The organism is Prauserella oleivorans, assembly GCF_042685745.1.
Classification (GTDB): domain Bacteria; phylum Actinomycetota; class Actinomycetes; order Mycobacteriales; family Pseudonocardiaceae; genus Prauserella_A; species Prauserella_A oleivorans.
Map to the genome: position 1 here is coordinate 1887193 of NZ_JBHUNT010000001.1, position 21369 is coordinate 1908561.

Here is a 21369-nt window from a genome sequence, read left to right on the forward strand (position 1 = left end):
CCTCGCCGCCGTTGCCCGTCCCATCAGTCACAGATGTCTCCTTCACCTCAGGAGTTACACCAACGAAATTACAGTCCCGTGAGCCGCCACATCCGCTTGTCGGCTGGCCGGGTCGACGTAGAGCGCGACGTGGACTCCGGCGACGGTGATCGTCGGCCGTTCGTCCTCGTTCGTCATCGGCTCGAAGGTGGCTTTACGGTTGGCCGTATCGGCGATGGTGGGCAGATCGGTGTTGTCGGTGCTGTTCATGATGATCTCCTCGGAAGGCGGGCGGCCGTCATCGCCGGCCCGCGCGGACGCGGGTCGGTGTGGCGTGGGTGCGGGTGGGTAGTCCGGCCGCGTGGCCGGGGAACTGCGGTGCCTGGTGCTAGCGGGCGGCGTCTGGGCCGCGCTGCGCCGTGGTGATGTCGCGGTGGTCCGTGCTGCGGTAGCTGGTGTCGCGGTCGGTCGTGGGCGTCCAGCCCAGTGCGGCCAGCAGCGGCCGGACACCGGCCCACCAGCCACCAGGAAACCGCCGGAAGACCCATTCCTCTGCGGTGTAACGGTCTAAGTCGGCATTGGGCCGCGGGATCACGATCGAGGTGGGACTCAAGCTGAACAGTTCGATCGTGATCACGAGAGCGCGGAAGGTGCCACCCGACGCGGTGCCGACCGTGGTGGCGCTGGGTGCTGCGTTTATCAGCGTGGCGTGGTACCGGGTGGCGTCACCGGGGCCCACCAAGCCCAGCGCGGGCGTTCCGCGGGGACGTTGATCTCGGCGATGAGTTGCCGGGCATCGTGAATGTCGTTGGTAGTCATGGCGGTTCGAGCTCCTTCGGATGTGTGTCAGCCCATGCAGCGCGATGCCCTCCCCGTGGCGAGTTGGTGCTGAGGAGGGCATCTCGCTGAGTTGCGTAGCTGGTTGCCGGAGTGGCCAGGAGTGGCGGTGTCTCCGGATGGCATGCTCGACAGCGTTGGTGATCGTGTCGCCATTGGTCTGCGCGTTCGCGTGCTGGTAGAGTGGCCAGGACCAGACGCAGTCGCGGCCGTCGCAGTAGATGCGGACGTGCCCGTCGTCGTTTTCCTGGAGTACCAAGGGAAGTCGGTGCCGCTCGGACTCCGGCCACCGGGGCGCGCTGCCCGGCAGGGTAAGGCGTGAGCCGTCTTGAAATCCCACGTCGACCCCGCGCTCGGCGAGGTGCTGCACGACGTGGCTGACCAGGTCTTGCGCGTTGACCTTGCCGACGGCCGAGCCGGGCCGAGCGGGATTTTCGAGGTAGTTGTGCACCAGGTCTTCCAGCGTTTCGACCAGAAACATCGGATGAGTCCTTTCGCGAGAACGGGTTGCCTGACGGGAGCGATTAGCCCCAGTTGCGGTGTTCGCGGTTCCACTTGGCTTCGACCTTCGGCGCCAGTTCGGCGCGCAGGTCGTCCACGGTCCGGCCGTGTTTGGCGGCCAGCGCGGCCAGGATGAGCTGCGCATCCTCGCGGTACTCGGCGATGGTGTCTCGGTGGTGGGCGATGCTTGCCCTGGTCAGATACCGGGCGTAGGCCAAGGCGTCCGCGTAGGAGCGCCGCGCGGTGAACTCGGTGTCGATCTGCCCATACCCCTTGGTGCGCAAGGGCGTTCCGTCGGGTGCGGTGATCGCTTTGGCGGCTTTGGCCTTCGCCCGTTCGGCCTTCTCCGCTTCCCGCGCGAGTTGCTCGGGGGTCTTGATCCGGCTGGGCCGGTTGCGGACGTCGACCGGCGCGCTCGGGTAGCACTCGGTGCACGCGGCCTTGCCAGCCTGCTCGACGATCTCGGTCTCGTCGTGCCCGGAGAGCTGGGTGAGCCAGGCGAACCGGGTGGACGGGAAGCAGGTGCGGCACGCCATGGTGCGGTGCACGTGGCGACCGCTGTTGTCGACCAGCCAGGCGCGGGTCCAGCCGCCCCGACGCTCGAACTCCGCATCGAGGGGCCGCGCGGCGGCCTCGCACCCGGCGATCGTCTGGCGGGCCTGCTCGATCCGGGGCCGCAACTCAGTCGCGTACTCGGCCATGCCGTCGTTCACCAGACGCTGGACGCGGGCGGTGAGCCCGTTGAGGGTGTCGGTGGCCTTGGCATGCTCGATACCGAGCCGGGCGAGCTCTTCGTCGATCTCGGACGGGGTTGCGGTCGTGGGGTCGTCGATAGGCATGGTGTTCACCTCGGAACGGGTTCGGGCCAGGCCGTGTCGGCCAGGCGCGGGCGTGGGAAGGCGTCGCCGGTACGCCAGGCACGGACGGCAGGCGCGAGTTCACTGGTGACGGCGCGGTCGAGGTCGCGGATGTCGATCGCGGGCCGGCCGTTGCGGCGGGCGTCGGCCCACAGGTCGAGGACCTTGGTGAGGCTGTCGGCCAGCAGCGCGGTCAGCGCGGTGGGCGGGTAGTCCTCGGCGACCGCGGCCAGCAGCCCGGCCATCTCGGTCAACGGCATGCCGGGGGTGGTGTAGTGGTCGAGCTGGCGGACCGGCAGCGTGACCACGTGCTCGGGTCCGGGCTCGGCGCCGGCCAGGGTGACCGTGCCGAGCTGGACATCGGCGCCGAGTTGGAAGACGTAGACCCAGAAGCCCATGCGGGTGGTCGCGCGGGTGAGCGACTGGCGCGGCAAGTGGCGCTCCCGCGCCACGTCGAGCGCCTTGGCGCGGTTCGCGGGCACCGTGAGCACGTCGTCCAGGCGCGCCCGTGACAGATCGAGGCGGTCGTAGAACTTCACGAACACGAGGGACTCCTTTCCTTGTGGTGGCGCGGTTTCACGCGCCGGTCTGGGCGAGCGCGCGGGGTGACAGGGCGGTGGTGGTCCAGCCGTAGAGGTCGAAGACCTGGCGGGCGTGGGTGCGGCAGTAGAGGTCGAAGGCGCCGCCCTGGCCGGCGTGGGTGGCGCGGCGGTGGCAGTAGCGCGGGGGCCGGCCGTTGCCGAACTCGGTTTGCCAGGTGCACACGCGCAGCCGGTGGACGCGGATGACGAGGCCACGGCCGCCGTTGACGCCGGTCCAGCGGCCTCCGTCGACGTCGGTGGCGTGCCACACGTAGCGGGTCCACCGTCCGCCGAATGGGGTGTAGGTGCGCCGGCCGACCTGGTGGGCGTCGGCGGGGTCGATCGTGGCCAGGTGCCCGCCGGGCCAGGTGGTCAGCGCGTCGCCAGCCGAGGACACGTAGGCGACGAACGTGTTCGCGCGGGTCATCGCGTGGCGTTCGCGTTCGTTCGAGCACGGGTAGCAGCTCGTGGCGCCGGTGGTCGGGTCGATCGCACGGCCGGTGCCGATCCCGCTGGGGTCCGGGGTGGGCGGGTGGCCGCAGTCGAGAACGTCCGCCACGGGGGCGATGGTGGAGGAGGTGGTCATGGCGGTATCGGTCCCTTCGGGCCGGAGGTGAGCGGAATCGGCAAGGCACAGTCCGGCCGTTCGGCCACAGGAGGGGGTGGACCGAACGGCCGGAGGTGATCAAGGAAGGTGTCCGAACGTGGCCAGCAATCGGGCGAACTCGGCCACCCGGTCGTGCGGGACGCGGACGGTGAACACCGAGTCGGACGCGCCAGGCCGCACGCAGACGCGTCCGTGGACGCCTGCGTCGACCGTGCCAAAGTGGAAGTCGGTGTCCTGGTCTTGGCGCTGCACGCCCAGGCGTGCCGCGACGGTCGCCGCGAGTTGCTCACGGGCGGCGGCGATGCCGTCGCTGGCGTGCTTCTCGTCCCAGGCCGCGTGCAGCGCGGCCTCATAGTTCGGCAGCAGCCGGCGCCGGATCTCGTGGGCAATCACGTCGGGCGGTTTGCGCTGGTCCACGGTGATCTTGTGGTCCTGCTCGTGGTCCTGCGGGACGTGGTTGCGCAGGAAGCCGAGGTGACCGGCGATGATCAATCGGCCCTGGTCGGTCTTGCGGCCGGTGGTGGTGCCGTCGAACAGGTCGAGGACCTGATCGTTCGGTCCGGCGAGATGGGCTTCCGAGCCGTCGGCGGCCTTGCCGGTGTAGGCGCGCCACCCCGTGCCGAGGTGCTCGGCGACGGTGTGTGCGAGGTCGAGGGTGGTCATGGGGTTCTCCCGTGGTTGCTGGTTGACGGCCAGCCCGAGTCGAGCTGGCCGACCTAGTGGTGAGGTGTGGCGGTAACCGGCGCACGACGAGGCGCCGGCCGACCGTCGACGGGGACGGCCGACCGGCGGGAAAGGAGAGACGGAGGTCAGCGGCAGTGGCCGGTGATCTGGACCAGGTGGGCCATGTCGACCACGGGCCCGGCCCAGTAGCGGACGTGGGCCGGTTTGTTGCCGATGCCCCAGACGTAGAGCCGGAAATCGGGGTCGCTCGGGCAGGCCCACACGGAGCGCTTACCGGGCCCATCGGGCGCGGGGGCGCCGTGTTCGTCGCACCGATCATCGACAACCAGGCCCCCACCCCAGGACGACCGCAGGTGCGCGAACACCCGGACGTACGAGGCATCGAACGGCACCGTGTGCGCCTGCTGCCGGGCCGCGACCCACTTCATCAGCGCCTCCGCGGACAACGGCCGGCGGGAGGTGATCACGGCGCGCACGGCGTCGACGTCGGTGAGCCGGCCGTGGTCGCTGATGTCCGCGTAGGCCAGTGCACACGGTCCGGTGAACCACAACGTGATCCACTGCGGGCCGCGATGCCAGCCGCGCGCATAGCCGCGCCGGTCGCCCAGCTCGGTGATCGGGATCGGCGGCAACACGCCGTCCAGGCCCCGGTCAGGTCGGGGCGTCCACCCGTGTGCGCGGAGGTCATCGTCCACGGACGGGTAGATCATGTCCGTGGTCCGGGCGCCGGAGTAGCCGCGCGCCGCGCGGCTCAAGGTCTCCGCCAAACCGTCCATGCGGCCGGTGACGTTGCGCAAGCCCTGCACCGGCATCGGGCGCGAGCTCAGCGCATCGTCGTGCAGGTCGGCAACCTGGCAGCGGAGTTCCTCCGCGAGCCTGGCCAGGCCGGTGAGGCTGCCGGCCTGCACACGGTTCACCGTCTCCAGAGAATCGGCCCGTGCGCGCTCCCGGTCGAGCTCCGCGCGCAGCGCGTCCAGAGTGGTCGAATGGTCGTTGGTCATCGTGGTGCTCGCTTTCGTCGGTCGAATTGCGTGAATGTGCGGAGGTGCTGGGAAAAGGGAGTCACTGTTCGGCGAGCACGCGGTCGAGCTGATCAAGGAAGTAGTCGACGTCCGTGTTCGGGCGCATCGCGTCGCCCGACGGCATCCAGTCGGAGTCGTCGACGTAACCGGTGCCGGCGACCTGGTCGAAGGTGTCGACGTAGTCGGTGTGGTCGCACTCGCAGCAATCCGGCGCGGTCACCGGGTACAACTGACTTCCGACATTCAGGCAGGCGGTGGCCAGAGCGCGTTCCCGGAACGTGGCCGCGGTGTAGGTGGCGACCGCCGTAACCACACGGGCGGCCGGAAATCGGGCGAACAACTCAGCCAGCACGTCGTAGTGGGCGTGCCAACACGCGGAAATCGTGCGGCGCCTGCCGTTCGGACCGGTGCCCTTACCGAACGCGGACGCGCTTCCCTTCGCGCCGGAACCCGCTGTGTCGGTGGCGCGAAGGGTGAACGTGGCGCGGGGGCCTGCGCGGTTGCTGCGATCCTCGCCCGTGCGCACGGTGATGTTTCCGTCGTAGAGCGCGCTGGACACGTCGCGTACGACGCTGTGAATATCGGTGAGGGACACGCCGTACACGAACATGGTTGAACTCCTTTACTGATTCGGGAAACGGAGGTGATGACGTACGCGCGGATGAGTCGAACAATCCGCAACGGAAAGCCGAGCCGTTGCAACCGTTGCGCGCGGGTGAGAGCTGCGCGGCGCCCGTATGAACGGGCGCCGAGACACGCGGCTGACTATCAGTGAAATTTCCGGGGATGCGCTGGACGATTGCGCTAGATCCAGGAATCGACTCGGCGGACCGTGGCGCCGCACTTCTTGGCGACGTACTCCGCAGCGTCCGCCAGGCCCGAAAATCGGTACCGGTAGGCGGACAGCGGCACCGGACCAGCCGCGCCGTCGGTGGACTCGATACGCCAACGTCCGCGCGGTGCGCGCTCGCAGGCGACAAACGCACACCCGTCACGAGTGAACGCGACCGCGCTATCGGCGTCCTGTTCGCCGTACGTGTCGTCTGTCATGACGTAGCCGTTTTGGGCGTACTGAAAGTGAAGCTCTACGACGTTGTCCGTGTCGGTGGACATGTGATCTCCCTTGACGTTGGCCGATCGGGTCGGTTACGTGCGCGGGTTTCAGGCCCAGCGCGGTTGAAATTCGTCGCGCAGTCCGTCAAAGGTCCACGCGCCGAAGATGCGGAACTGTCCGCAACGCACGCCGGACGTGTGCGCGCGGGACACAGCCACTCGGGGCGAATGTGGTGTGTTCGCCACGGCGGTAGGCGCCGCGCGTGGCGGTCACCAATACGGCGATTTCGCCGCGCGGGGTGTACCCGGTCACCTTGGCCGGTACGAGTCCGGAGAAACTGTCCAGAAAGATAAGGTCACCGACCCGAATAACAGTTGTCGGAATCGAACGGTTCTGCGTGTCAGTCATCGTGAGACCTCACTTAGGCAGCCGACTGGTAACCCGTACCGGGGCACGTGGCCAGATCAGGCAGGTAGACGGTCCGGAATTCGTTCCACGCGCGTTCGGAATTCGCGCGGGCATGGTTGCGTCCCCTGTCCAGCCGGTTGGGGCCGCGCCGTTGCTCGGCTTCCTGATTGAGCCGTTGACGGACCAACCAGGTCACGGCCTGCACCTGGTGCGCCGAGACCCGTTCTCCCCCGCGTGCGGAGATCAGCTCCGCGGCACGGCGGTACAGGCTCACCACGTGGTCGTACTGCCGACGGGAAACCGATCCGTCCTTACGGCGGAACCCGTTGACCGGCGCCGAGTCGTACTCCTCGGAGGTGAGCGCGCGACCGTGCGCCACCGACAGCGCGTGCCGATCGATCACCACGCGCGGGTCATCCGGATCTTGATCTCCGCCGAACTCGATCAGGTGGGCAAAGTCGCGGATTTTCGGACCGTTGAGGATGTCCTCATACCGCTCACCGACGAGCAGCCGATCCGCAGCGCGTTTCTGGCCGGTCGTGGCGAACATTCCGGAACCGGGCCCGCCGATTCCCCTACCCTCGCGCAATACGCGAGCGGCATTAAGAGCGTGTCTCATTTGGTGAGTTTCTTGTGGCAGGTGATGGCGGCGCCCAGGGTGAGGAAGGCGAGGTAGTGGCTGGGTTTGTGTTCGTAGCGGATGGTCAGTCGCCGGTAGCCGGTTAGCCAGGCGATGGACCGTTCGATCACCCAGCGGTGTTGGCCGAGTTTCTCGGCGGATTCGATGTCTTTGCGGGCGATACGTGGGATGATGCGGCGCTGACGCAGCCAGTCGCGCAGGGCGGGGATGTCGTAGGCCTTGTCCGCGTGCAGTTTGGCCGGTTTCCGGCGCCGGGGTCCCCGGCGGGATCGGATTGCCGGCAGCGCGTTGACCAGAGGCTTGAGCGCGTGGCTGTCGTGGGTGTTGGCCGCGGAGATCCCGACCGTCAAGGGCAAGCCGGCCCGATCAGACAGCACGTGGATCTTCGAACCGGGCTTGCCGCGATCGACCGGGCTCGGACCGGTCAGACCGCCCCCTTTTTGGCCCTGACGGATGCTCCGTCCAGGACCGCACGTGACCAGTCGATCATGCCTTGGCCACCCAGTTCGTCCAGCACCGCCTGGTGCACCTGTCTCCATAACCCGGCCTCGGTCCACTCGGTGAACGTCCGATGCGCCGTGGGTACCGACACCCCGAACGACGGCGGCAGGTGCCGCCACGCACACCCGCTGGTCAGCACGAACACGATGGCCGTGAACACCGCCCGTGGATCCCTCCGCGCCCGGCCGCCACCCTGCGGACGCTCCTTCGCCGGTGGGATCAGCGGTTCCACCAACGCCCACAGTTCGTCGGGCACCAACCGTTGCGACAGCGAGTCGATCACAGCGCAAGATCATGACAGCGCAACAACAGAGAACCAAACGAGACACGCTCTAAGGACGTTGCCGATCCATCCCTGTTGTGGTGAGTAAATCGCGAGCATTCCGGCGCCGAGATGGGCGTCACCGTTCGCGATGGCGGTTGCCACGTGGTGCGCGTCGGCATACCAGCGCATTCCTTGCGCGATTTCGTCGGGTGTGGCCTGTTCCCAGTGCCACACGATGTTTTCGTGACTCACAGGGTGCGCCCGGAACCATGGGTGATCGCTGGGGGCAGGCATGACAATTCAGTCCTCTTAGGTGTGATTCACGGTCACCGGCGAGTCGTCCCACAAGCGGGACCATCCCGATTGCGCGGGACGCGCGCCGGCCGTTCGTACGTACTTGTCCAGGGCGAGCAATTCGCGTCGCACTTCTCCGACGTCCAATTGCCACAGCTCGCGGGAGATCTCGTCCCGTACGCGGTCAAGGTCAATCGCACCCGATGACGCGAAGGAATACAGAGCGGACGACATACCGTCGTGCCAATCGGACGCAATCCGTCGCGCTTGCCCGTCGCTGATCATGACAATGACTGCACTCATCGGTTTTCACTCCTTGATTCACGCCGCGACCGTGACCGGAATGGATTCCATGGCGGAAAAATCGAAAACGGCGAGCTGTGCGGTTTCCCGCGCGAGGGTCATTGCGTCGGACAGGTCCGCGGTCACGACGGAAACGTCCAGGTAGACGCGACCGGTCGCAGGGTCGCGCTACCCACCGAGAACGCGACCGGGTAGCGAAAGAGCGTCTTTTGCTTGCGCGATGTACTCGTGAAGATCGTTACTGGTCACGGAACCGTCGAAAACGCGTTCGTGTTCCGGATGTACGGCAACCGCATAGCCCGTGCTGATGTCGGAACCGTCGCTCGGGTTGACGGAAAATCCGCCATCCGGAACGGACAGAGCGTCCGCCATGGCGCTAATCCGGGCGGACCAATCGATCAGAGTCGTAGTCATGGCGGTACTCCATTTCGTGTGCGAAAGTGGTTGACTGGCAGCGATTCAGGCCAGTTGTGAACTGGCACCGAAACGCGCAACCCTCGCCGTTGTGAGATCTCCGCAAAGGGGACAGATCCTGTATCCGGGCAATACGGCACTACTCACGGGTGAGGGTTGCGCGTTTCGATGGCACATTCCCTGAATCTCTAAAACACTGTTGGGATAAGCCGTTATGTCTAGCGCGCAACGCAAGGAACCATGCCCGTAAGGGTTTGGCGTGCTATGGGCAGGCGAGAGTGACGCTCTCAAGCCAGAGAAACCCAATGTCGGCAACCGCCTAAAACAACCTCGAACGCCTACACGTTGCGACGTTTTTCGGTGCTGGACCACCATTGACTTATCTTGGGGACACACCTGTGGCAGGCATGCCATTTATGCGCGCTTCTCCGCTTTATAGCAAGAACTTTACGTCGCGAAGCTGCAAGCGCAGTTACTACGCATTCCAGACTAGAAATGCGCGTTTGGCTACGCGTCGTTCTTCACGCTGCTCTGCACGGTTTCGCTGCTGTCCGCACGGCCCAAGCCGTTGCCCGCGCTTTACGGGACTACTGTCATCTCGACACCCGGAAGGAGGTACTGACCGAATCGGAGAGCTCGCAGGGACGCCGTGCCCTGGTCCTCACCCTCTCGGTTCGATCCGTTTACTTCCTGGTGTGGAGTCGACATGTAGAAGTACACACCTTGGGTCCACACTTTGCAAGCCCAAGAGGCCCCGTCGTTACCGTTCCGTGACCTTGCGGTGCAAAACGGCTGGTCAGAGTTGCGCAGCGTCAGCCGGGCCTCTCGGTCTCCACTGCCCAAACCGGGGCATAGAAGAGCCACAGCAGCCGGCACGGCGGAGCCCAGCGGAGCGGACAGCAGCCGGCACGGCGGAGCCCAGCGGAGCGGACAGCAGCCGGCACGGCGGAGCCCAGCGGAGCGGACAGCTCATCTCTTGCTTTTCTGGGTTTATGAATGGCGAAGTGCCGAGAAATGGTGAATCGCGAGCATGTTTAATCCAGCTTTCGGCTCATGCGATTCACCCCGAGAGAACTCAAACAAAGTTTGAGTATTGACACGCCGTCGAAATTGTGATTGTCAAGCGCAAGTGGCAATCCGATGCAAATTGATACAGCGTCGAATTCGAGTCAAGTTGATCAGCGGCGACTGCACAGCAGGAGGCTGCCACCGTAACGAACAGAGCAGCGAGATGCGGGCAATGCATGACGATCAGACAGCGGGAAGTGGGGTACGGATGGATGGTGACCAGCGCAACCAGGGGGACCACGGGGTCACGAGTAACGGCAGGTGACCACCCACCCAAGTCGACTGTTCATGTGCCTGCCGGCCACCGAGTCGGGCGTTACATCGGTAGCCCCTGCGGGGCCGGTGACCAGGCAGTTCGCGGACTCGGAGGGCTACCGCTCTAGTAGGCAGTTGAATCGGACCGTCGTCCGGTAGGTGACCAGGACACTACGAGGTGATCACTGATCGTACTGTTGATCTACTAGTTGGTCACTCGGTGTGGTGACGCCGGTTCGTCCTAAGTAGAAATACGCTGCACCGGGTACCCCGTTTGACGTAGCGTTGACAACCTTGACACTGATCAACCGAGGTGGCCGATGACGGAGACGATTATACGCCCTCTGGCCAGAAAGGAGGCGATTCTCACTTTGAATTTCAGGGCTCGCCTGTGCCGCGGGGGCGGAGTGTAGGCGAGCCGTCACGAACGATTATGGGGGCGTACATGGTAACGGGGGACGCTAGGTACCTAGCGCGGTCGCGGGATCTCCGTCACGTGCTGAACGGGGAATGGATCACGCACATTCTGGTGGCGTTGAATGCTGGGCCGCTGCATTACAACGAGCTTCATGCCGCCATCCAGGAGATGACCACGTTCGATCCGTGGACCGGGTTGGTCCGCAAGATTCAGAGCCGGGCATTGGGCCGGACCTTGCGAAGGATGGAGACCGCCGGCCTGGTGGACCGGGTCGAGGAACGGACGTTTCCGCGGTCGGTGGTGTACTCGCTGACGCCCGCGGGCGCGGATTTGCTGGTCCGGGCGCGGCCTCTGATCGACTGGGCGGAAGAGAACCTCGATCTGATCGAGCGCCTGCAGAAGGCGCCGGACGACGGCGATCAGCCGCAGGACGACGAGGATCAGCCTGACTGAGCTACCGCTGCACTGGCGGACGCGGTTCAGCTGGCCGCGGCGTTGTCGGTGGAGACCGGCCGCCGAGTGCTGCCGCGGCGTTGGAGGAAGTCGGCGAGGTTGAGCGTGTCGGGGCTGGGATGTTGGCCGATCTCGTCGAGCGTGGTGGTCAGCAGCGCGAGGGTGCGGGGGATGGCGGCGTACTGGTCGAGGCGGGCTTGGGTGCGGATGATGTCGCGGTAGACGCCCTCGTTGTAGCGGTCGAGCTTCCGGGTGCGTTCCAGGAGCGTGAGCATGGTTTCTGGGGCGCTGTCGCCGTGCGCGCGGATCAGGGCGCCGAGCGCGTCCAGGACGTCGCGTCGGGTGGCCTCGCGGACCGGTTCGATCCAGGGCACGAGCAGGTCCTCGGCGAGGTCGCCCTGGTAGAGCTCGACGGCGTCGTGCAGCTGGGCCTGGGCCGCGGCGTCGGGTGGGCGGGGCGCCTGCAGGGCGTGCTGGAGCTGCCAGTAGTCGACGACGGCGAGTTCGTCGTTGAGCTGGTAGCGGCCGTCGTCGTTGACGACGAGGTTGTTGATCCTGCCGTCGGTGGCGTCGGTGAGCGCGCGGCGCAACATGGACAGGGTGTTGTGGAACGAGTTGTACGGCCGCGGTGGCCGGCTGTCGGGCCAGACGGCCTCGTTGAGGACTTCGCGGCGGACGCCGTGGGGGTGCAGCGCGAGGTAGACGAGCAGTTCCCGTTGCTTCGGTGTCAGCGCGCCACTGAGCTCGCGTTCTCCCTCGTCGCCGCGCAGGGCCAGGTGCAGGCGTCCCAGCACACGCACAACCAGCGGGGTTTGCGGTGCTGCCACGTCACCGTTGTCCGGTTTCCGGGGTTCCTCGGCGGCCGGTGCCTGCTCGGCGGCCGGCTTGACGTCCTCGGCGGCCGTGCGGCGCTCGTCGGTGTCGTCCGGGGTGGCTGCGGCCGGGGCCTTCGGCGGGACGTCCACGGGGATGGGGTGGACGTCCAGCAGTTGCAGGCTCGGGGCCGGTGGGGTCTGCTGGTTGTCTTCCTGTTCCGGCGGGCGGGTGGATTCGAGCTGGGTCATCTCGTCGACCGAGCGCTGCTCGGGGACGGGCGGCGTGGGTGCAACGTCGTGATCGTCTGCGGGCGGTGCGAGTTCGTCGCCGGTGAAGCCGCTGGTTGCGTGGTCGGGTGTGGCCAGGTCGGCGGGGCCTTCAGCATCGCGGAGCACGGCAAGCAGTTCGGTGGCATCGGTGGAGGGCAGGCTGAACAGGCGTGTGTCGGCGAGGGCGTCGCCGAGGCCAGGGCTGGTCGCGCTGACGGTGCCGTCGTGGCGGACGCGCACGGTCGCGCCGGGGCGCCATTGGCCGAGGAGCACGCCGGCCAGGCCGAGAGTCGAGCCGTTGTCGAGGACGGCTTGCAGGCGGCGTTCCGCGTGGGGCGTGGGGCTGGCGAGCAGCACGAGCGAGGCCGGAGTGAGTCGGGTTTCGGTCTGCTCGATGGCGTGGCGGGTCCGGGTGAGCAGGGCCGCTTCCATCTCGTCGAGGGCAGCGTCGAGCGTGGCGACGACGTGGACGGTGGACGGCAGGTTCTCGACGTCGGTGCCGTCGAAGACGAGGTGCAGGTCGTCGGCGGGGACGAGCACGCGGATGCCGTCGCCGGGCTGCTGTTCGGTGAGCAGGTGCAGCAGCAGCGCGCGGGCAGCGGCGGTGGCGCCAGGTCCGGCGAGACCGAGGCCGCGGGTGCTGGCCAGGTTCAGGGCGAGTTCGCGACCGCCCCGCACGCCGACCTTCGCCGGTACGGGGACTGGTTTGTCGTCGGGTTCCAGGTCCCCGGCGGCGGTGATGTGGATCCGCGGTGGGGCCGGCGCGAGGTCGACGAACTCCACGTCGTCTACGGGCCTGCGGTCGCCGTCGTCCTGGTCGTAGGCGGCCCGCAGGGCGCGGACCACGGGCGCGATCGGGCGCTGCAGGTCGGCGCGGTCGCCGCTGCCGATGCGGTAGCGGCGTCGGCGCCACATCCGGACCGACACCATGGCCGTCGTGATCGCTCCGGCCAGGCCAAGGCTGACGAACACGCCGGTCAGCAGGTCCAGCCCCGGTTCGGCCTGGTCGTCGTGGTGCTGGCCGGCCTCGTCCGCCGTGGCCGGCGCCGGGGTCGTGTTCGGCGCGGGCTGTGTTGACGGAGGCGTGGTCGGTGCAGTGCTCGTCGGAGGAGGTGGCGGCTGCGGCGGCGGCACCTGCGGCTGCTGCTCGCCGGGAGGATGTTGTTCGGGCGGGGCCGGGATGTAGGCGGTGATCTTCCAGCCGGGGCGCACGAGGTTGGGTTGGGTCAGCGCGCGGCCGTCGGGCTGCTCCACGCCGCGGTTGAGCTGGAACAACTCAGGCCACCGGGTTCCGCCGCCGGGACCGTAGATGCGTTCGGCGACCCGCCACAGGCTGTCGTAGATCCCGTCCTCGGGGAGCCGGACCTCCTCGGTGACCTGGACCATGCCCGGCGGGGCCGGCGCTGCCCGATCGACCACCAACGTGGCGGCCGGGACGACGGCCGCCTGCGGAGCCGCGGCCTGCGCGGTCGGGCCTGGGGTCAGCGGTGCGACGACGGCGACCGGCGTGAGATCGGCGGCCAAGACTGCGGTGGCCGGGGTGGGAGCCGTGTACGGGGTCCGGTTGCCGAGCAGGGTCAGCACGATGGTGCCGATCAGAGCCGCGGCGAGCCCGTGCAGCGGGCCAGGCGGGCGGACCTGCGGCCAGGTGATCCCGCGCGCCGCGTCGACGGTGCAGCGCAGGACGTCGAGCGCGAAGAAGAACCAGACGATCCAGCACAGCACCGCCAGGGTGTTGAGCAGGAACTGCGCGCTCATCGGGTTGAGCAGCGTCGCCTGGATCTCGTCCCACGTCGGCACGTCGTCAGGCAGGGGCCACCCCACGAAGTGCACGAGGGCCCAGGGCAGGCCCGCCACGAGCGCGAGCAGGACGACGAGGGCGAGCAGACCGCGCACGAACCGGAGCACCGCGGCCAGTGCCCACCACGCGGGGCGGCCTGTCCTCGGCCGTATCGGCTTTCGGTGAGGGGAGTGCGAGTGTGCGGTCATGGCGTGCTCGATTCCTTGGACGTACAGGTTTACGGCTCCGCGGTCGCCAGCGGAGCAAGCGGCGTCATGTCACCGGCGTGGGAATCCGGGTGGAGGTGTCCGCCGCGCCGTTGCGAGGTCCGGCGAGCTCGGGTGACGCGGACTGCTGGGTGGTCGGCGCCGGGTTCGATGTGGACGATGCTTGGCTCGCGTCCCGTTTCGCGGTGGCGGTGCCGGCGGTAGACCGCTTGCGCTTGGGGCGAGTCGTCTTGCGGCCGTTGAGCCACTGGGTGAGGTCGGTGGCCGGTACGTCGGTGAACTTGGCCAGCTCGTCAACGCTGATGACGTCGCTGGACTCAGCGAGGACGTCGCCGAGTTCTCGCTCGACGTCGCCGAGTTTCTCGGCCACCTCTGCCCGCAGCAGTGCGAGTTCACCGACGCGCTTGGCAGCAGCTGCCCGCTTCGCGCTGCGGGCCGCGTCGGCTTGCTCGACGCGGCGTTCGATCTCTTCAGTCGTCGCCATCCTGGTCTCCTTCCCCGGTGTGGCACTGAACTGGGTACGAGCATGTGAAGGTCGTCATGGGAGTACTCCGGAGATTCCGCGTTGCGGTTGGGCCTGCCCGGTTCCCGTGACGGTGATTGAGCCGATGCTGACCAGCCCGAGCAGCTGGGTCGGCTGGTCGATGCTGACGGTCACGTTCACGGTGGTGCCGGCGACCGAGACGGTGCCGGTGTGGCCGGCGGCGGCGAGGTAGCTGCGGGCCGCGGCGCTGGCTTGGTGTGGGACCAGGCGCAGGGTGCCGTCGGTGCGGTAGGCGGTCAGGTCGATTTCCTGGGCGCCGGCCCGCGCGGCTTCCTGCGCCTCGCCCATCGCACGGACCTTGGCGGCCAGGGCGAGCCCGCCGTCGAGCACGAGCCCGGCGAACAGCAGCGCGGCGAGGGCGATGATGACGACGAAGGCGGTCACCCGGCCGTCCTGGTCTTCGCGCAGCCGGCCGGTTCGGCGGCGCAGCGATGCGGCCACCCTCATGGCGCACCTCCCGCTTGGGCGTTGGGGGCGGTGCCGCGCCAGACATCGACCGGGGAGGAGAAGCTGGATTGGAACGTCCGGCTGCCGGGCACGCCGAGCGAGGTCAGGTCCCCGAGGCCGACGCTGCAGGACACGGTGACGGTCACCGTGGAGCCCGGCTTGAGTCCCTGAGTGTCGGTAGACACCGACAACGACTGGCAGGTGATCCCCGCGGACGCCAGGGCTGCGCTGGCGGTGGCTTGGGCGTTGGCGGTGGCCTGCGATGGGGTGCGGGCCAGGGTGGCGGCGCGGGCCGCTTGGTGCGCGACGTCGTTGATCCGCAGCTTGGTGTCGGCCAGCCGACCGCAGAACACCACGAACAACAGCAGCAGGATCAGCAGCGGGGTCAGTAGAGTGAGCTCGGCCGCAGCGGAGCCTCGTTCGTCCCGGCGCAGCGCGCGAATACTCGCGCGCATCGAGCGCGCGAACGCGGGAAGACGGCGGGCCGCAGTCATGGTGCCACCGCCCCTGCACCGGTCGGCGGGGTGAATTTCTCAACGGGCCCAACGGCTTCGGCGTGCACCGTGAAGGTCGCGAACGGAATCACGTTGATCACGGTTCCGGTGACCGTCACGGATGCTTGGTTCGGTCCTCGCTGGACGTTGACCGATGTTCCTTGCAGCGGGCCACTTCCGAGTTGGGTGAGGACTCGTTGTCCTTCGGCATTGCCCGCGGCAGTGCTGCCGCCGTACACGCGTGCTGCGGACAGGGCTTCGGAGGCGGCGGCTTGGGCTATGTGGGTGGCGTGCATGTAGAGCGCGAACTGCGCGATCAACAGGATCAGCAGCAACAGCAGGGGCGTGGCGATGACGAGTTCGACCGTGCCGGCGCCACGCTGATCCGTCCGCAGCCGGCGCAGCGCCGCCCGCACACGTGTCCGGTGTGGACGCTCGCGTGTGTTCGGCGTGCGGGGTCGGCTGGGGCGTCGAGGCATTGTGGTCACCGGCCTACAGGTTGATGCCGTTGGCTTTCTGGGTGACCTTAATGACGATGATCGCGATGACCGCGATGGCCAGCGCCGCCAGCAGGGCGGTGACCACGACCGCTTCGGTGGAGTAGCCCGCCTCGTCGCGGCGCAGCCGCTCCAGCTCGCCCCGGATGCGGGCGATGAGGATCTGAACTTCGGTGAACATCAGCTTCTCCCCCGTGGTTCGGGGTCCGGTATGGACAGTTCTTGTGGAACTCAGAGACCTCCCAGCACGCTCGCGAGGGCTGGGAACCCGATGAAAATCAGGAATCCGCCGAACAGCATCACCACGGGAAGGCTCATGCGTTCGGTGGCTGCTTGCGCTTCGCCTTCAGCGTCGGTGAGTTCACGGGTGCGCAGCGCCGCGGCCTTGGCCGCGAGGCTGGCGCGAACGCGGGCGCCTTCGGTGCCGGCGAGGCTGACCGAGGCGGCGAGCTCGGACAGCTGGTGCACGTCGAGTTCGGTACCGAGCTGGCCGAGGGTGGACCACGGCGTGGTGCGGGTCAGCTTGGCGGTGACGAGTGCGCGGCGCAGCTGTTGGAAGGCCCAGCCTTTGCCGATACCGACCGCGTCTGACAGGGCACCGTCGACTCCCGCGCCGCCGGCCAGCAGGACTCGGATCAGGTTGAGGTAGGCCGACAGCGCATGCCGGAAGGTGGAGCGGCGCCGCTCGGCTTCCTGCCGGACGCTGATGTCCGGGAGCAGGAACCCGCCGAGCGCGAAGAGGAGGCTGGCGACCGCGGGGACTTCCCAGCCGAGACCGACATCGGCCACGACGAGCAGGAGGTGCATCAGGATCGGCAGCAGTAGCCCGGTCAGCGCCAACGTGGCCTTCTCGGCCAGGTGGTGTTCGATGCTCTTGCCGGTAACCGCGAGGTCGTTGCGGAGTTTGCGGTTGGGCAACCCGAGCGCGGCCAACGGTTTGATGAACGGGCGGCCCACGCGCAGGGCCCAGCCGTCGGAGTCCGCGGTGAGGATCGGCGGTGGCGCGGGGGTCGCGTGCAGCCGGTCGACCAGCGCTCGCAGCGGCGGCCGGGGCGGGAACACGTAGACCACCAGCGCCCACAATCCGACGCCGAGCCCGGCGCCCCACAGCAATGCGCTGATCATGACGACGTTCCCTTCCCGGTGAGCAGGTCATCGACGTCCACGTCGGCATCGTGGGGCCGGATCGTGGCCAGTTCCGTGAGGAAGCGCTCTGGCTCGCGGAGCCGCGCAATCCTTGCCAGCCAAGCAAAAGAGGCAGCGAACAGCGCGCCGACGAGCAGCAGCATGATCTGGCCGAACGCGGAATCGTACGGGGCGAGGTAGCCGCGGTTGAGCAGCACCAGACCCATCGCGAAGGACAGTGTGGTGATCACGATGACGCGCACGCTGGTCCGGGTGCGGGCGCGGCCGGCTTCGACCCGCATCCGCATGGACGCCTGCTCGCGGGCCTCGCTGGCCAGTTCGCCGAGCAGGTCGGCGAGCTGGCGGGCCTGGTGCTCGGCAGCCAGCACGAGCGCGGAGATCACCAGGTCCGCCGTGGGGTCGCGCAGCTGGTCGGCGAGGTGACGCAGCGACGGCGCGAGACGTTCGCCGCGTTCCAGCCGGACGGCCAGCTCGGTGATCTCCTCGCGGATCGCCTCGGGGCAGGCCGGGGCGGTGGCGAGGATGGCCTGTTCCAGACCGGCCGCGGCGACCAGGGTATCGCGCAGCATCTCTGTCCAGCCGGCGATCGCCTCGATGCGTTCGAGGTGACGCTTGTGGTCGACGTTCGAGCCAAGGATCCGCGGCAGGCCGACGACCGCAAGGACGGTCAGGATGGCGGCGACCACCCAGTCGGTGACCGCGCCGACGGCCAGGCCGGCGAGCACGGCCACGACGAGCCACCCGACCCGCCTGCGGTCGTGCCGTGCGGCCAGCCAGGCGCTCAGCCGCGAGGGCGTCGCCGCGCGGGCGGGCCGGCCGCGCAGTCCGGCGACGATGAGCAGGACACCGACGGCCGCGCCGGCGCCGAGCAGGCCGAACAGGGCGGCGGTCGTGGTCATGGCGTCCACCACCCTTCGCGTCGCTCGAACAGGTCCGGGTCGTAGCCCGCCTCGACGAGCACGTCGACGGTGTCGGTGCGCAGCGGTGCGCCCGGTACGGCGCGCAGGTCCGGGCCGGGGCGCCAGACCTCGTTGCTGATGATCTGTGCGCCGTCGGCGCCGACGACTTCCCGGATCGAGGACACCACGCGCTTGCTCGGGTCGTCGCGGGGCTTTTCCAGGTGCACCACGAAGTGCAGCGCCGCGGCGACGAGCAGGTTGGTCGCTTCCATCGGCAACCGCTCGGGGCCTTGCACGGCGTAGGCAGCCAGCTTGGTGAACGCACCCTGACTGCTGGAGGAGTGCAGGGTGCCCATGCTGCCGTCGTTGCCCATGGACATCGCGTTGGTCAGCGGGATGACCTCCGGGCCGCGAACCTCGCCGACGATGACCCGGTCCGGGCTCATCCGAAGGGACTGCCACACCAGGTCCGACAGCGAGATCTCGCCCTGCCCTTCGATGTTCGGTTCGCGGGCCTGCAGCGCCACCACATCCGGGTGCGCCTCGGCGTCCTCGCCGAGGCCGAGCTCGAAGACGTCCTCGATGGTGATCAGCCGCTCCCACGACGGGATGGCCGAGGCCAGGCCGCGCAGCAGGGTGGTCTTGCCGATCGCCGTGCCGCCGGTGACCAGGACGTTGCGCTTGGCCCGCACCAGGGCCTTCAGGAAGCTCTCCAGCGCGACGTCGATGGTGCCGTTCTCGCGCAGCTCGGCCAGCGTGACCTTGGCGAACCGGTGCCGGCGGATCGACACCGACGGGCGCGCGGTGACCGCCATGACCGCCGAGACACGCTCGCCACCGGGCAGCTGGAAGTTCACGATCGGGCTGCCGCGGTCGAAGCGGCGCTCCTCCACCCCGGAGCGGGTCGCCAGGTCGCGGATGAGGTCGATCAGCTCGGTGTCCGAGCCGACCACCGGGGGCAACCGCTTGCGGCGGCCGTCGGCGTACTTGACGAAGACACGGTCGCCGTTGATGTTGATGTTCTCGATGTCGGTGTCGGCCAGCAGCGGTTCCAGACCGGCCAGGCCGAAGACCTCGTCGAGGACCTGGCGGATCAGGCGCTGCTCGACCTCGGGCGCCACGAGCATCCCGCCGGTGGCGGAGTTGCGCAGCTCGGCTTGGGCGTGCGCCTCGGCCGCGTCGGTCAGGATCGCCTCGGCCAGCCGGCGGCGTGCTGGGGCGTCCATCGGCGGGCGGCCGGCAGTCTCATCAGCCCGGATGCGCCTGCTGAGTTGGGTGGACAACTCCTCGCGCAGGTGCTGCCGCAGCCGTTCCACCGCGGCGGCTTCCCCGGCGGGCCGGTGTGGCAGATCCGCCGGTCCAGGCGTGTGCTGGGCAGCCAGGTTCGGGCCGGCGCCGTTGGTCGACGCCGCCAGGCGCGGATCACCGACGTCAGGCCGCGTCATGGCGTCGCCCCGTTACGGGTTTGCGGCCCGAGCGGTTGCAGCGCCGCACCCGAGACCGGCTCACCCGGAACTGCCAGCCGCAGGTGCGGGGCACGGGCGCCGTTGCCGGTCGGCTGGTGCCCGTGCGCATAAAGGTTGAGCGCGATCCTGGCGGCAGCCCGCCCCAGCGCGGACTTGTCGGGCCCACGTCGGCCGGTGCCCTGGCCACCGAGCACCGCGGCGCCCTTGTCGTCGCGCGGCACGCGACCCATCACCGGGATGCGCAGCGCCTGGGAGACCTCCGCGGTCGGGTAGCCGTCGCCGACCAGGACGAAGCACGGGCGTCGTGACCACTGTTGGGCGGCCTGCAGCTTGAGCGCGACGTGCGCGAGCTCGTCGTCATGTGGGCGGGCGACCAGCAGCATCGCGTCCGCGCTGCGGATGATCGGGAAAGCGGGTGAGTCCGGATCGACCCGGCCGCAGTCGGCGATGACCGTGGTCTCCGGCTGGTCTGTGGCCCGACGCAGCGGCGAGGACGGGCCCGAGGCCAGCACCGTCAGGGCGGCGCGAGCTTGTTCGGCACCGACCGGGCCGAGCACCACCCGCAGGCCACCGGGGAGACGCTGCGTGTGCTGGACGAGCAGATTCGGATCGGCACCGCTGCGGCCTCGTGCCGCCGCGGCCAAGCTGACCAGACCCGGTGTGTCGGGCAACCGGAAGCGGGCCATCAGGTCACCGCCGGCAGGGTCGACCTCGACCACGATCGGGTTCTCCTGGCCCGGCCAACGGGCCCCGAGCGCGGTCGCCAGGGTGGTCACACCCGGCGACCCTTTCAGCGAGCAGACGGCGATGAGCATCAGCGGCCTCCTCCCGCGATCGCGACCAGACTGAGTTGCCCCGCCGGAGCCGAGGCCAATGCGCGAGCGTCCGATTCGGACAGTTGCAGCGACACCACCGTGGTCTGCTCGGTATCGCGCGTGGCAATACCGGTCACCACCGCGGTCCACGACGACGTCTGTCCGGAGCCGGTCGACGTCCCTGTCGTCGTGCCCTGCCCTGGCGTGATGAGGACCGCGACGGTGGTGCCGGGCGACAGGTCGGGCGGGAACTGTCCCGGCTTGAGCCCCACAGCGGCGATTGCCTTGCCCTGCGCGGGAATCTGCGGTGTCCCGAGGACAGATCGGGTCATGAGCGAGCCAGCGGGCAGGCTGAACGCGACCGGTTGTCCTACCACTGTGGACGCAGCCGATGCTGGCAGCACGTCCATACCGGAGTCCGCCGCCATGCTGACCTGCTTGAGATCCTGCGCGGTGAGGATCTGGCCTACGGCAACGGGACGGGCCAGCGCGAGAACGCTTTCCCGCTCGCCCAGCTGCATTCCGGCGAACACACCGCCGGCCGCGCACACCAGAACCAACAGGACACCGAGTAGCAGGTAGGGCACGCTGCGGCGCCGACCGCTGCCGCTCAAGCGCGAAGGAGTCTTGCCGTCACGGCCAGCCCACGCGTTCGGCGACGCCGGCTTCTGCGTCGTCGTGTCCGTGCTGGTCGAACCTGCGGTAGTGGTCACCACCGACCTCCTTCAGGCATGACGCCATCGCGACGCGTCGACTCGGGTGTTCGACGTGCCTTGCTCTCAACAGGGTTGTTTCGTTGTGCACGCCCGCCCTCGTGAGGCGGGAGGC

At 68.3% G+C, this 21369-nt stretch carries 26 protein-coding genes; 1 reads left to right on the plus strand and 25 read right to left on the minus strand.

Going from position 1 to position 21369, the window contains the following annotated elements:
- Nucleotides 1–54 precede the first annotated feature (54 nt).
- The 14 genes from ACFSZT_RS09300 to ACFSZT_RS09360 all read right to left on the minus strand — a co-directional run bounded on the left by ACFSZT_RS09300 (nucleotide 55) and on the right by ACFSZT_RS09360 (nucleotide 8947).
- Nucleotides 55–249: a hypothetical protein gene (locus tag ACFSZT_RS09300; protein ID WP_110341360.1), complete on the minus strand. Its 195-nt coding sequence runs from the start codon at nucleotides 247–249 to the stop codon at nucleotides 55–57.
- Between the two features lie 118 nt (nucleotides 250–367).
- Nucleotides 368–1297 carry a hypothetical protein gene (locus ACFSZT_RS09305; protein WP_146240086.1) on the minus strand — a complete coding sequence of 310 codons (930 nt, stop codon included), beginning with the start codon at nucleotides 1295–1297 and terminating at the stop codon, nucleotides 368–370.
- A 43-nt stretch (nucleotides 1298–1340) separates the two neighbouring features.
- Nucleotides 1341–2156 carry a hypothetical protein gene (locus ACFSZT_RS09310; RefSeq protein WP_110341358.1) on the minus strand — a complete coding sequence of 272 codons (816 nt, stop codon included), beginning with the start codon at nucleotides 2154–2156 and terminating at the stop codon, nucleotides 1341–1343.
- A 5-nt stretch (nucleotides 2157–2161) separates the two neighbouring features.
- A complete protein-coding gene (locus tag ACFSZT_RS09315) occupies nucleotides 2162–2719 on the minus strand; it encodes a hypothetical protein (protein WP_110341357.1) in 558 nt (185 codons plus the stop codon).
- Between the two features lie 31 nt (nucleotides 2720–2750).
- A complete protein-coding gene (locus tag ACFSZT_RS09320; protein ID WP_110341356.1) occupies nucleotides 2751–3341 on the minus strand; it encodes a hypothetical protein in 591 nt (196 codons plus the stop codon).
- A gap of 99 nt (nucleotides 3342–3440) precedes the next feature.
- On the minus strand, nucleotides 3441–4025 hold the full coding sequence (locus ACFSZT_RS09325; protein ID WP_110341355.1) for a hypothetical protein: 585 nt from the start codon (nucleotides 4023–4025) through the stop codon (nucleotides 3441–3443).
- Between the two features lie 146 nt (nucleotides 4026–4171).
- A complete protein-coding gene (locus ACFSZT_RS09330; RefSeq protein ID WP_110341354.1) occupies nucleotides 4172–5047 on the minus strand; it encodes a hypothetical protein in 876 nt (291 codons plus the stop codon).
- 61 nt (nucleotides 5048–5108) lie between these two features.
- Entirely contained in the window at nucleotides 5109–5678 is a 570-nt protein-coding gene (locus ACFSZT_RS09335; RefSeq protein ID WP_110341352.1) for a hypothetical protein, read from the minus strand.
- A gap of 194 nt (nucleotides 5679–5872) precedes the next feature.
- Nucleotides 5873–6181 (minus strand): hypothetical protein, encoded by a 309-nt coding sequence (locus tag ACFSZT_RS09340; protein WP_110341350.1) that lies wholly within the window; start codon nucleotides 6179–6181, stop codon nucleotides 5873–5875.
- A 362-nt stretch (nucleotides 6182–6543) separates the two neighbouring features.
- Nucleotides 6544–7149: a DUF7178 family protein gene (locus tag ACFSZT_RS09345; protein ID WP_449301410.1), complete on the minus strand. Its 606-nt coding sequence runs from the start codon at nucleotides 7147–7149 to the stop codon at nucleotides 6544–6546.
- Nucleotides 7146–7942, minus strand: a protein-coding gene (locus ACFSZT_RS09350) for an IS5 family transposase (RefSeq protein WP_377478383.1) whose coding sequence is annotated in 2 segments (ribosomal slippage) — nucleotides 7146–7612 and nucleotides 7612–7942 — 798 coding nt in all. Because the reading frame shifts where the segments join, the coding sequence is not laid out codon by codon here. The genes ACFSZT_RS09345 and ACFSZT_RS09350 overlap by 4 nt, the downstream gene beginning before the upstream one ends.
- A 21-nt stretch (nucleotides 7943–7963) precedes the next feature.
- On the minus strand, nucleotides 7964–8230 hold the full coding sequence (locus ACFSZT_RS28415; protein WP_449301411.1) for a DUF7178 family protein: 267 nt from the start codon (nucleotides 8228–8230) through the stop codon (nucleotides 7964–7966).
- Nucleotides 8231–8245: 15 nt separating this feature from the next.
- Complete coding sequence (locus ACFSZT_RS09355) at nucleotides 8246–8533, minus strand: hypothetical protein (protein WP_110341346.1); 288 nt, start codon at nucleotides 8531–8533, stop codon at nucleotides 8246–8248.
- 168 nt (nucleotides 8534–8701) lie between these two features.
- Nucleotides 8702–8947, minus strand: a complete 246-nt coding sequence (locus ACFSZT_RS09360) for a hypothetical protein (RefSeq protein ID WP_146240083.1) — start codon at nucleotides 8945–8947, stop codon at nucleotides 8702–8704.
- A gap of 1819 nt (nucleotides 8948–10766) precedes the next feature.
- Between ACFSZT_RS09360 and ACFSZT_RS09365 the strand changes: the two genes are divergently transcribed.
- Nucleotides 10767–11141: a winged helix-turn-helix transcriptional regulator gene (locus tag ACFSZT_RS09365; RefSeq protein WP_158559785.1), complete on the plus strand. Its 375-nt coding sequence runs from the start codon at nucleotides 10767–10769 to the stop codon at nucleotides 11139–11141.
- 26 nt (nucleotides 11142–11167) lie between these two features.
- Here ACFSZT_RS09365 and ACFSZT_RS09370 read toward each other — a convergent pair whose 3' ends face one another.
- The 11 genes from ACFSZT_RS09370 to ACFSZT_RS09420 all read right to left on the minus strand — a co-directional run bounded on the left by ACFSZT_RS09370 (nucleotide 11168) and on the right by ACFSZT_RS09420 (nucleotide 21254).
- Nucleotides 11168–14215, minus strand: a complete 3048-nt coding sequence (locus ACFSZT_RS09370; protein ID WP_146240082.1) for a BTAD domain-containing putative transcriptional regulator — start codon at nucleotides 14213–14215, stop codon at nucleotides 11168–11170.
- Nucleotides 14216–14279: 64 nt separating this feature from the next.
- Nucleotides 14280–14717, minus strand: a complete 438-nt coding sequence (locus ACFSZT_RS09375) for a hypothetical protein (protein WP_110341339.1) — start codon at nucleotides 14715–14717, stop codon at nucleotides 14280–14282.
- A 54-nt stretch (nucleotides 14718–14771) separates the two neighbouring features.
- Nucleotides 14772–15224 (minus strand): pilus assembly protein TadG-related protein, encoded by a 453-nt coding sequence (locus tag ACFSZT_RS09380; RefSeq protein WP_237338358.1) that lies wholly within the window; start codon nucleotides 15222–15224, stop codon nucleotides 14772–14774.
- The gene (locus ACFSZT_RS09385; RefSeq protein WP_233520034.1) at nucleotides 15221–15718 is read right to left on the minus strand and encodes a TadE/TadG family type IV pilus assembly protein; all 498 of its coding nucleotides are present in this window, start codon (nucleotides 15716–15718) and stop codon (nucleotides 15221–15223) included. Before ACFSZT_RS09385 ends, ACFSZT_RS09380 begins: the two co-directional genes overlap by 4 nt.
- Nucleotides 15715–16134: a TadE/TadG family type IV pilus assembly protein gene (locus tag ACFSZT_RS09390; RefSeq protein ID WP_233520033.1), complete on the minus strand. Its 420-nt coding sequence runs from the start codon at nucleotides 16132–16134 to the stop codon at nucleotides 15715–15717. The genes ACFSZT_RS09385 and ACFSZT_RS09390 overlap by 4 nt, the downstream gene beginning before the upstream one ends.
- Nucleotides 16135–16210: 76 nt before the next feature.
- Nucleotides 16211–16396, minus strand: a complete 186-nt coding sequence (locus ACFSZT_RS09395) for a hypothetical protein (RefSeq protein ID WP_112277136.1) — start codon at nucleotides 16394–16396, stop codon at nucleotides 16211–16213.
- Nucleotides 16397–16446: 50 nt separating this feature from the next.
- Nucleotides 16447–17340 (minus strand): type II secretion system F family protein, encoded by an 894-nt coding sequence (locus ACFSZT_RS09400; RefSeq protein ID WP_137096846.1) that lies wholly within the window; start codon nucleotides 17338–17340, stop codon nucleotides 16447–16449.
- Nucleotides 17337–18260 carry a type II secretion system F family protein gene (locus ACFSZT_RS09405; protein ID WP_377393711.1) on the minus strand — a complete coding sequence of 308 codons (924 nt, stop codon included), beginning with the start codon at nucleotides 18258–18260 and terminating at the stop codon, nucleotides 17337–17339. Before ACFSZT_RS09405 ends, ACFSZT_RS09400 begins: the two co-directional genes overlap by 4 nt.
- Nucleotides 18257–19705 (minus strand): CpaF family protein, encoded by a 1449-nt coding sequence (locus tag ACFSZT_RS09410; protein WP_377393708.1) that lies wholly within the window; start codon nucleotides 19703–19705, stop codon nucleotides 18257–18259. The genes ACFSZT_RS09405 and ACFSZT_RS09410 overlap by 4 nt, the downstream gene beginning before the upstream one ends.
- The gene (locus tag ACFSZT_RS09415; RefSeq protein WP_110341329.1) at nucleotides 19702–20541 is read right to left on the minus strand and encodes a chromosome partitioning protein; all 840 of its coding nucleotides are present in this window, start codon (nucleotides 20539–20541) and stop codon (nucleotides 19702–19704) included. Before ACFSZT_RS09415 ends, ACFSZT_RS09410 begins: the two co-directional genes overlap by 4 nt.
- Nucleotides 20541–21254: an SAF domain-containing protein gene (locus ACFSZT_RS09420; protein WP_377393705.1), complete on the minus strand. Its 714-nt coding sequence runs from the start codon at nucleotides 21252–21254 to the stop codon at nucleotides 20541–20543. Before ACFSZT_RS09420 ends, ACFSZT_RS09415 begins: the two co-directional genes overlap by 1 nt.
- Nucleotides 21255–21369 lie beyond the last annotated feature (115 nt).

Coding starts and splice junctions, on each gene's coding strand:
- ACFSZT_RS09330 (WP_110341354.1), bottom strand. CDS start 5,047: ATGACCAACGACCATTCGACCACTCTGGACGCGCTGCGCGCGGAGCTC.
- ACFSZT_RS09345 (WP_449301410.1), bottom strand. CDS start 7,149: ATGAGACACGCTCTTAATGCCGCTCGCGTATTGCGCGAGGGTAGGGGA.
- ACFSZT_RS09395 (WP_112277136.1), bottom strand. CDS start 16,396: ATGTTCACCGAAGTTCAGATCCTCATCGCCCGCATCCGGGGCGAGCTG.
- ACFSZT_RS09405 (WP_377393711.1), bottom strand. CDS start 18,260: ATGACCACGACCGCCGCCCTGTTCGGCCTGCTCGGCGCCGGCGCGGCC.
- ACFSZT_RS09325 (WP_110341355.1), bottom strand. CDS start 4,025: ATGACCACCCTCGACCTCGCACACACCGTCGCCGAGCACCTCGGCACG.
- ACFSZT_RS09360 (WP_146240083.1), bottom strand. CDS start 8,947: ATGACTACGACTCTGATCGATTGGTCCGCCCGGATTAGCGCCATGGCG.
- ACFSZT_RS09300 (WP_110341360.1), bottom strand. CDS start 249: ATGAACAGCACCGACAACACCGATCTGCCCACCATCGCCGATACGGCC.
- ACFSZT_RS09310 (WP_110341358.1), bottom strand. CDS start 2,156: ATGCCTATCGACGACCCCACGACCGCAACCCCGTCCGAGATCGACGAA.
- ACFSZT_RS09415 (WP_110341329.1), bottom strand. CDS start 20,541: ATGCTCATCGCCGTCTGCTCGCTGAAAGGGTCGCCGGGTGTGACCACC.
- ACFSZT_RS09380 (WP_237338358.1), bottom strand. CDS start 15,224: ATGAGGGTGGCCGCATCGCTGCGCCGCCGAACCGGCCGGCTGCGCGAA.
- ACFSZT_RS09385 (WP_233520034.1), bottom strand. CDS start 15,718: ATGACTGCGGCCCGCCGTCTTCCCGCGTTCGCGCGCTCGATGCGCGCG.
- ACFSZT_RS09370 (WP_146240082.1), bottom strand. CDS start 14,215: ATGACCGCACACTCGCACTCCCCTCACCGAAAGCCGATACGGCCGAGG.
- ACFSZT_RS09355 (WP_110341346.1), bottom strand. CDS start 8,533: ATGAGTGCAGTCATTGTCATGATCAGCGACGGGCAAGCGCGACGGATT.
- ACFSZT_RS09340 (WP_110341350.1), bottom strand. CDS start 6,181: ATGTCCACCGACACGGACAACGTCGTAGAGCTTCACTTTCAGTACGCC.
- ACFSZT_RS09400 (WP_137096846.1), bottom strand. CDS start 17,340: ATGATCAGCGCATTGCTGTGGGGCGCCGGGCTCGGCGTCGGATTGTGG.
- ACFSZT_RS09410 (WP_377393708.1), bottom strand. CDS start 19,705: ATGACGCGGCCTGACGTCGGTGATCCGCGCCTGGCGGCGTCGACCAAC.
- ACFSZT_RS09335 (WP_110341352.1), bottom strand. CDS start 5,678: ATGTTCGTGTACGGCGTGTCCCTCACCGATATTCACAGCGTCGTACGC.
- ACFSZT_RS09305 (WP_146240086.1), bottom strand. CDS start 1,297: ATGTTTCTGGTCGAAACGCTGGAAGACCTGGTGCACAACTACCTCGAA.
- ACFSZT_RS28415 (WP_449301411.1), bottom strand. CDS start 8,230: ATGCCTGCCCCCAGCGATCACCCATGGTTCCGGGCGCACCCTGTGAGT.
- ACFSZT_RS09320 (WP_110341356.1), bottom strand. CDS start 3,341: ATGACCACCTCCTCCACCATCGCCCCCGTGGCGGACGTTCTCGACTGC.
- ACFSZT_RS09375 (WP_110341339.1), bottom strand. CDS start 14,717: ATGGCGACGACTGAAGAGATCGAACGCCGCGTCGAGCAAGCCGACGCG.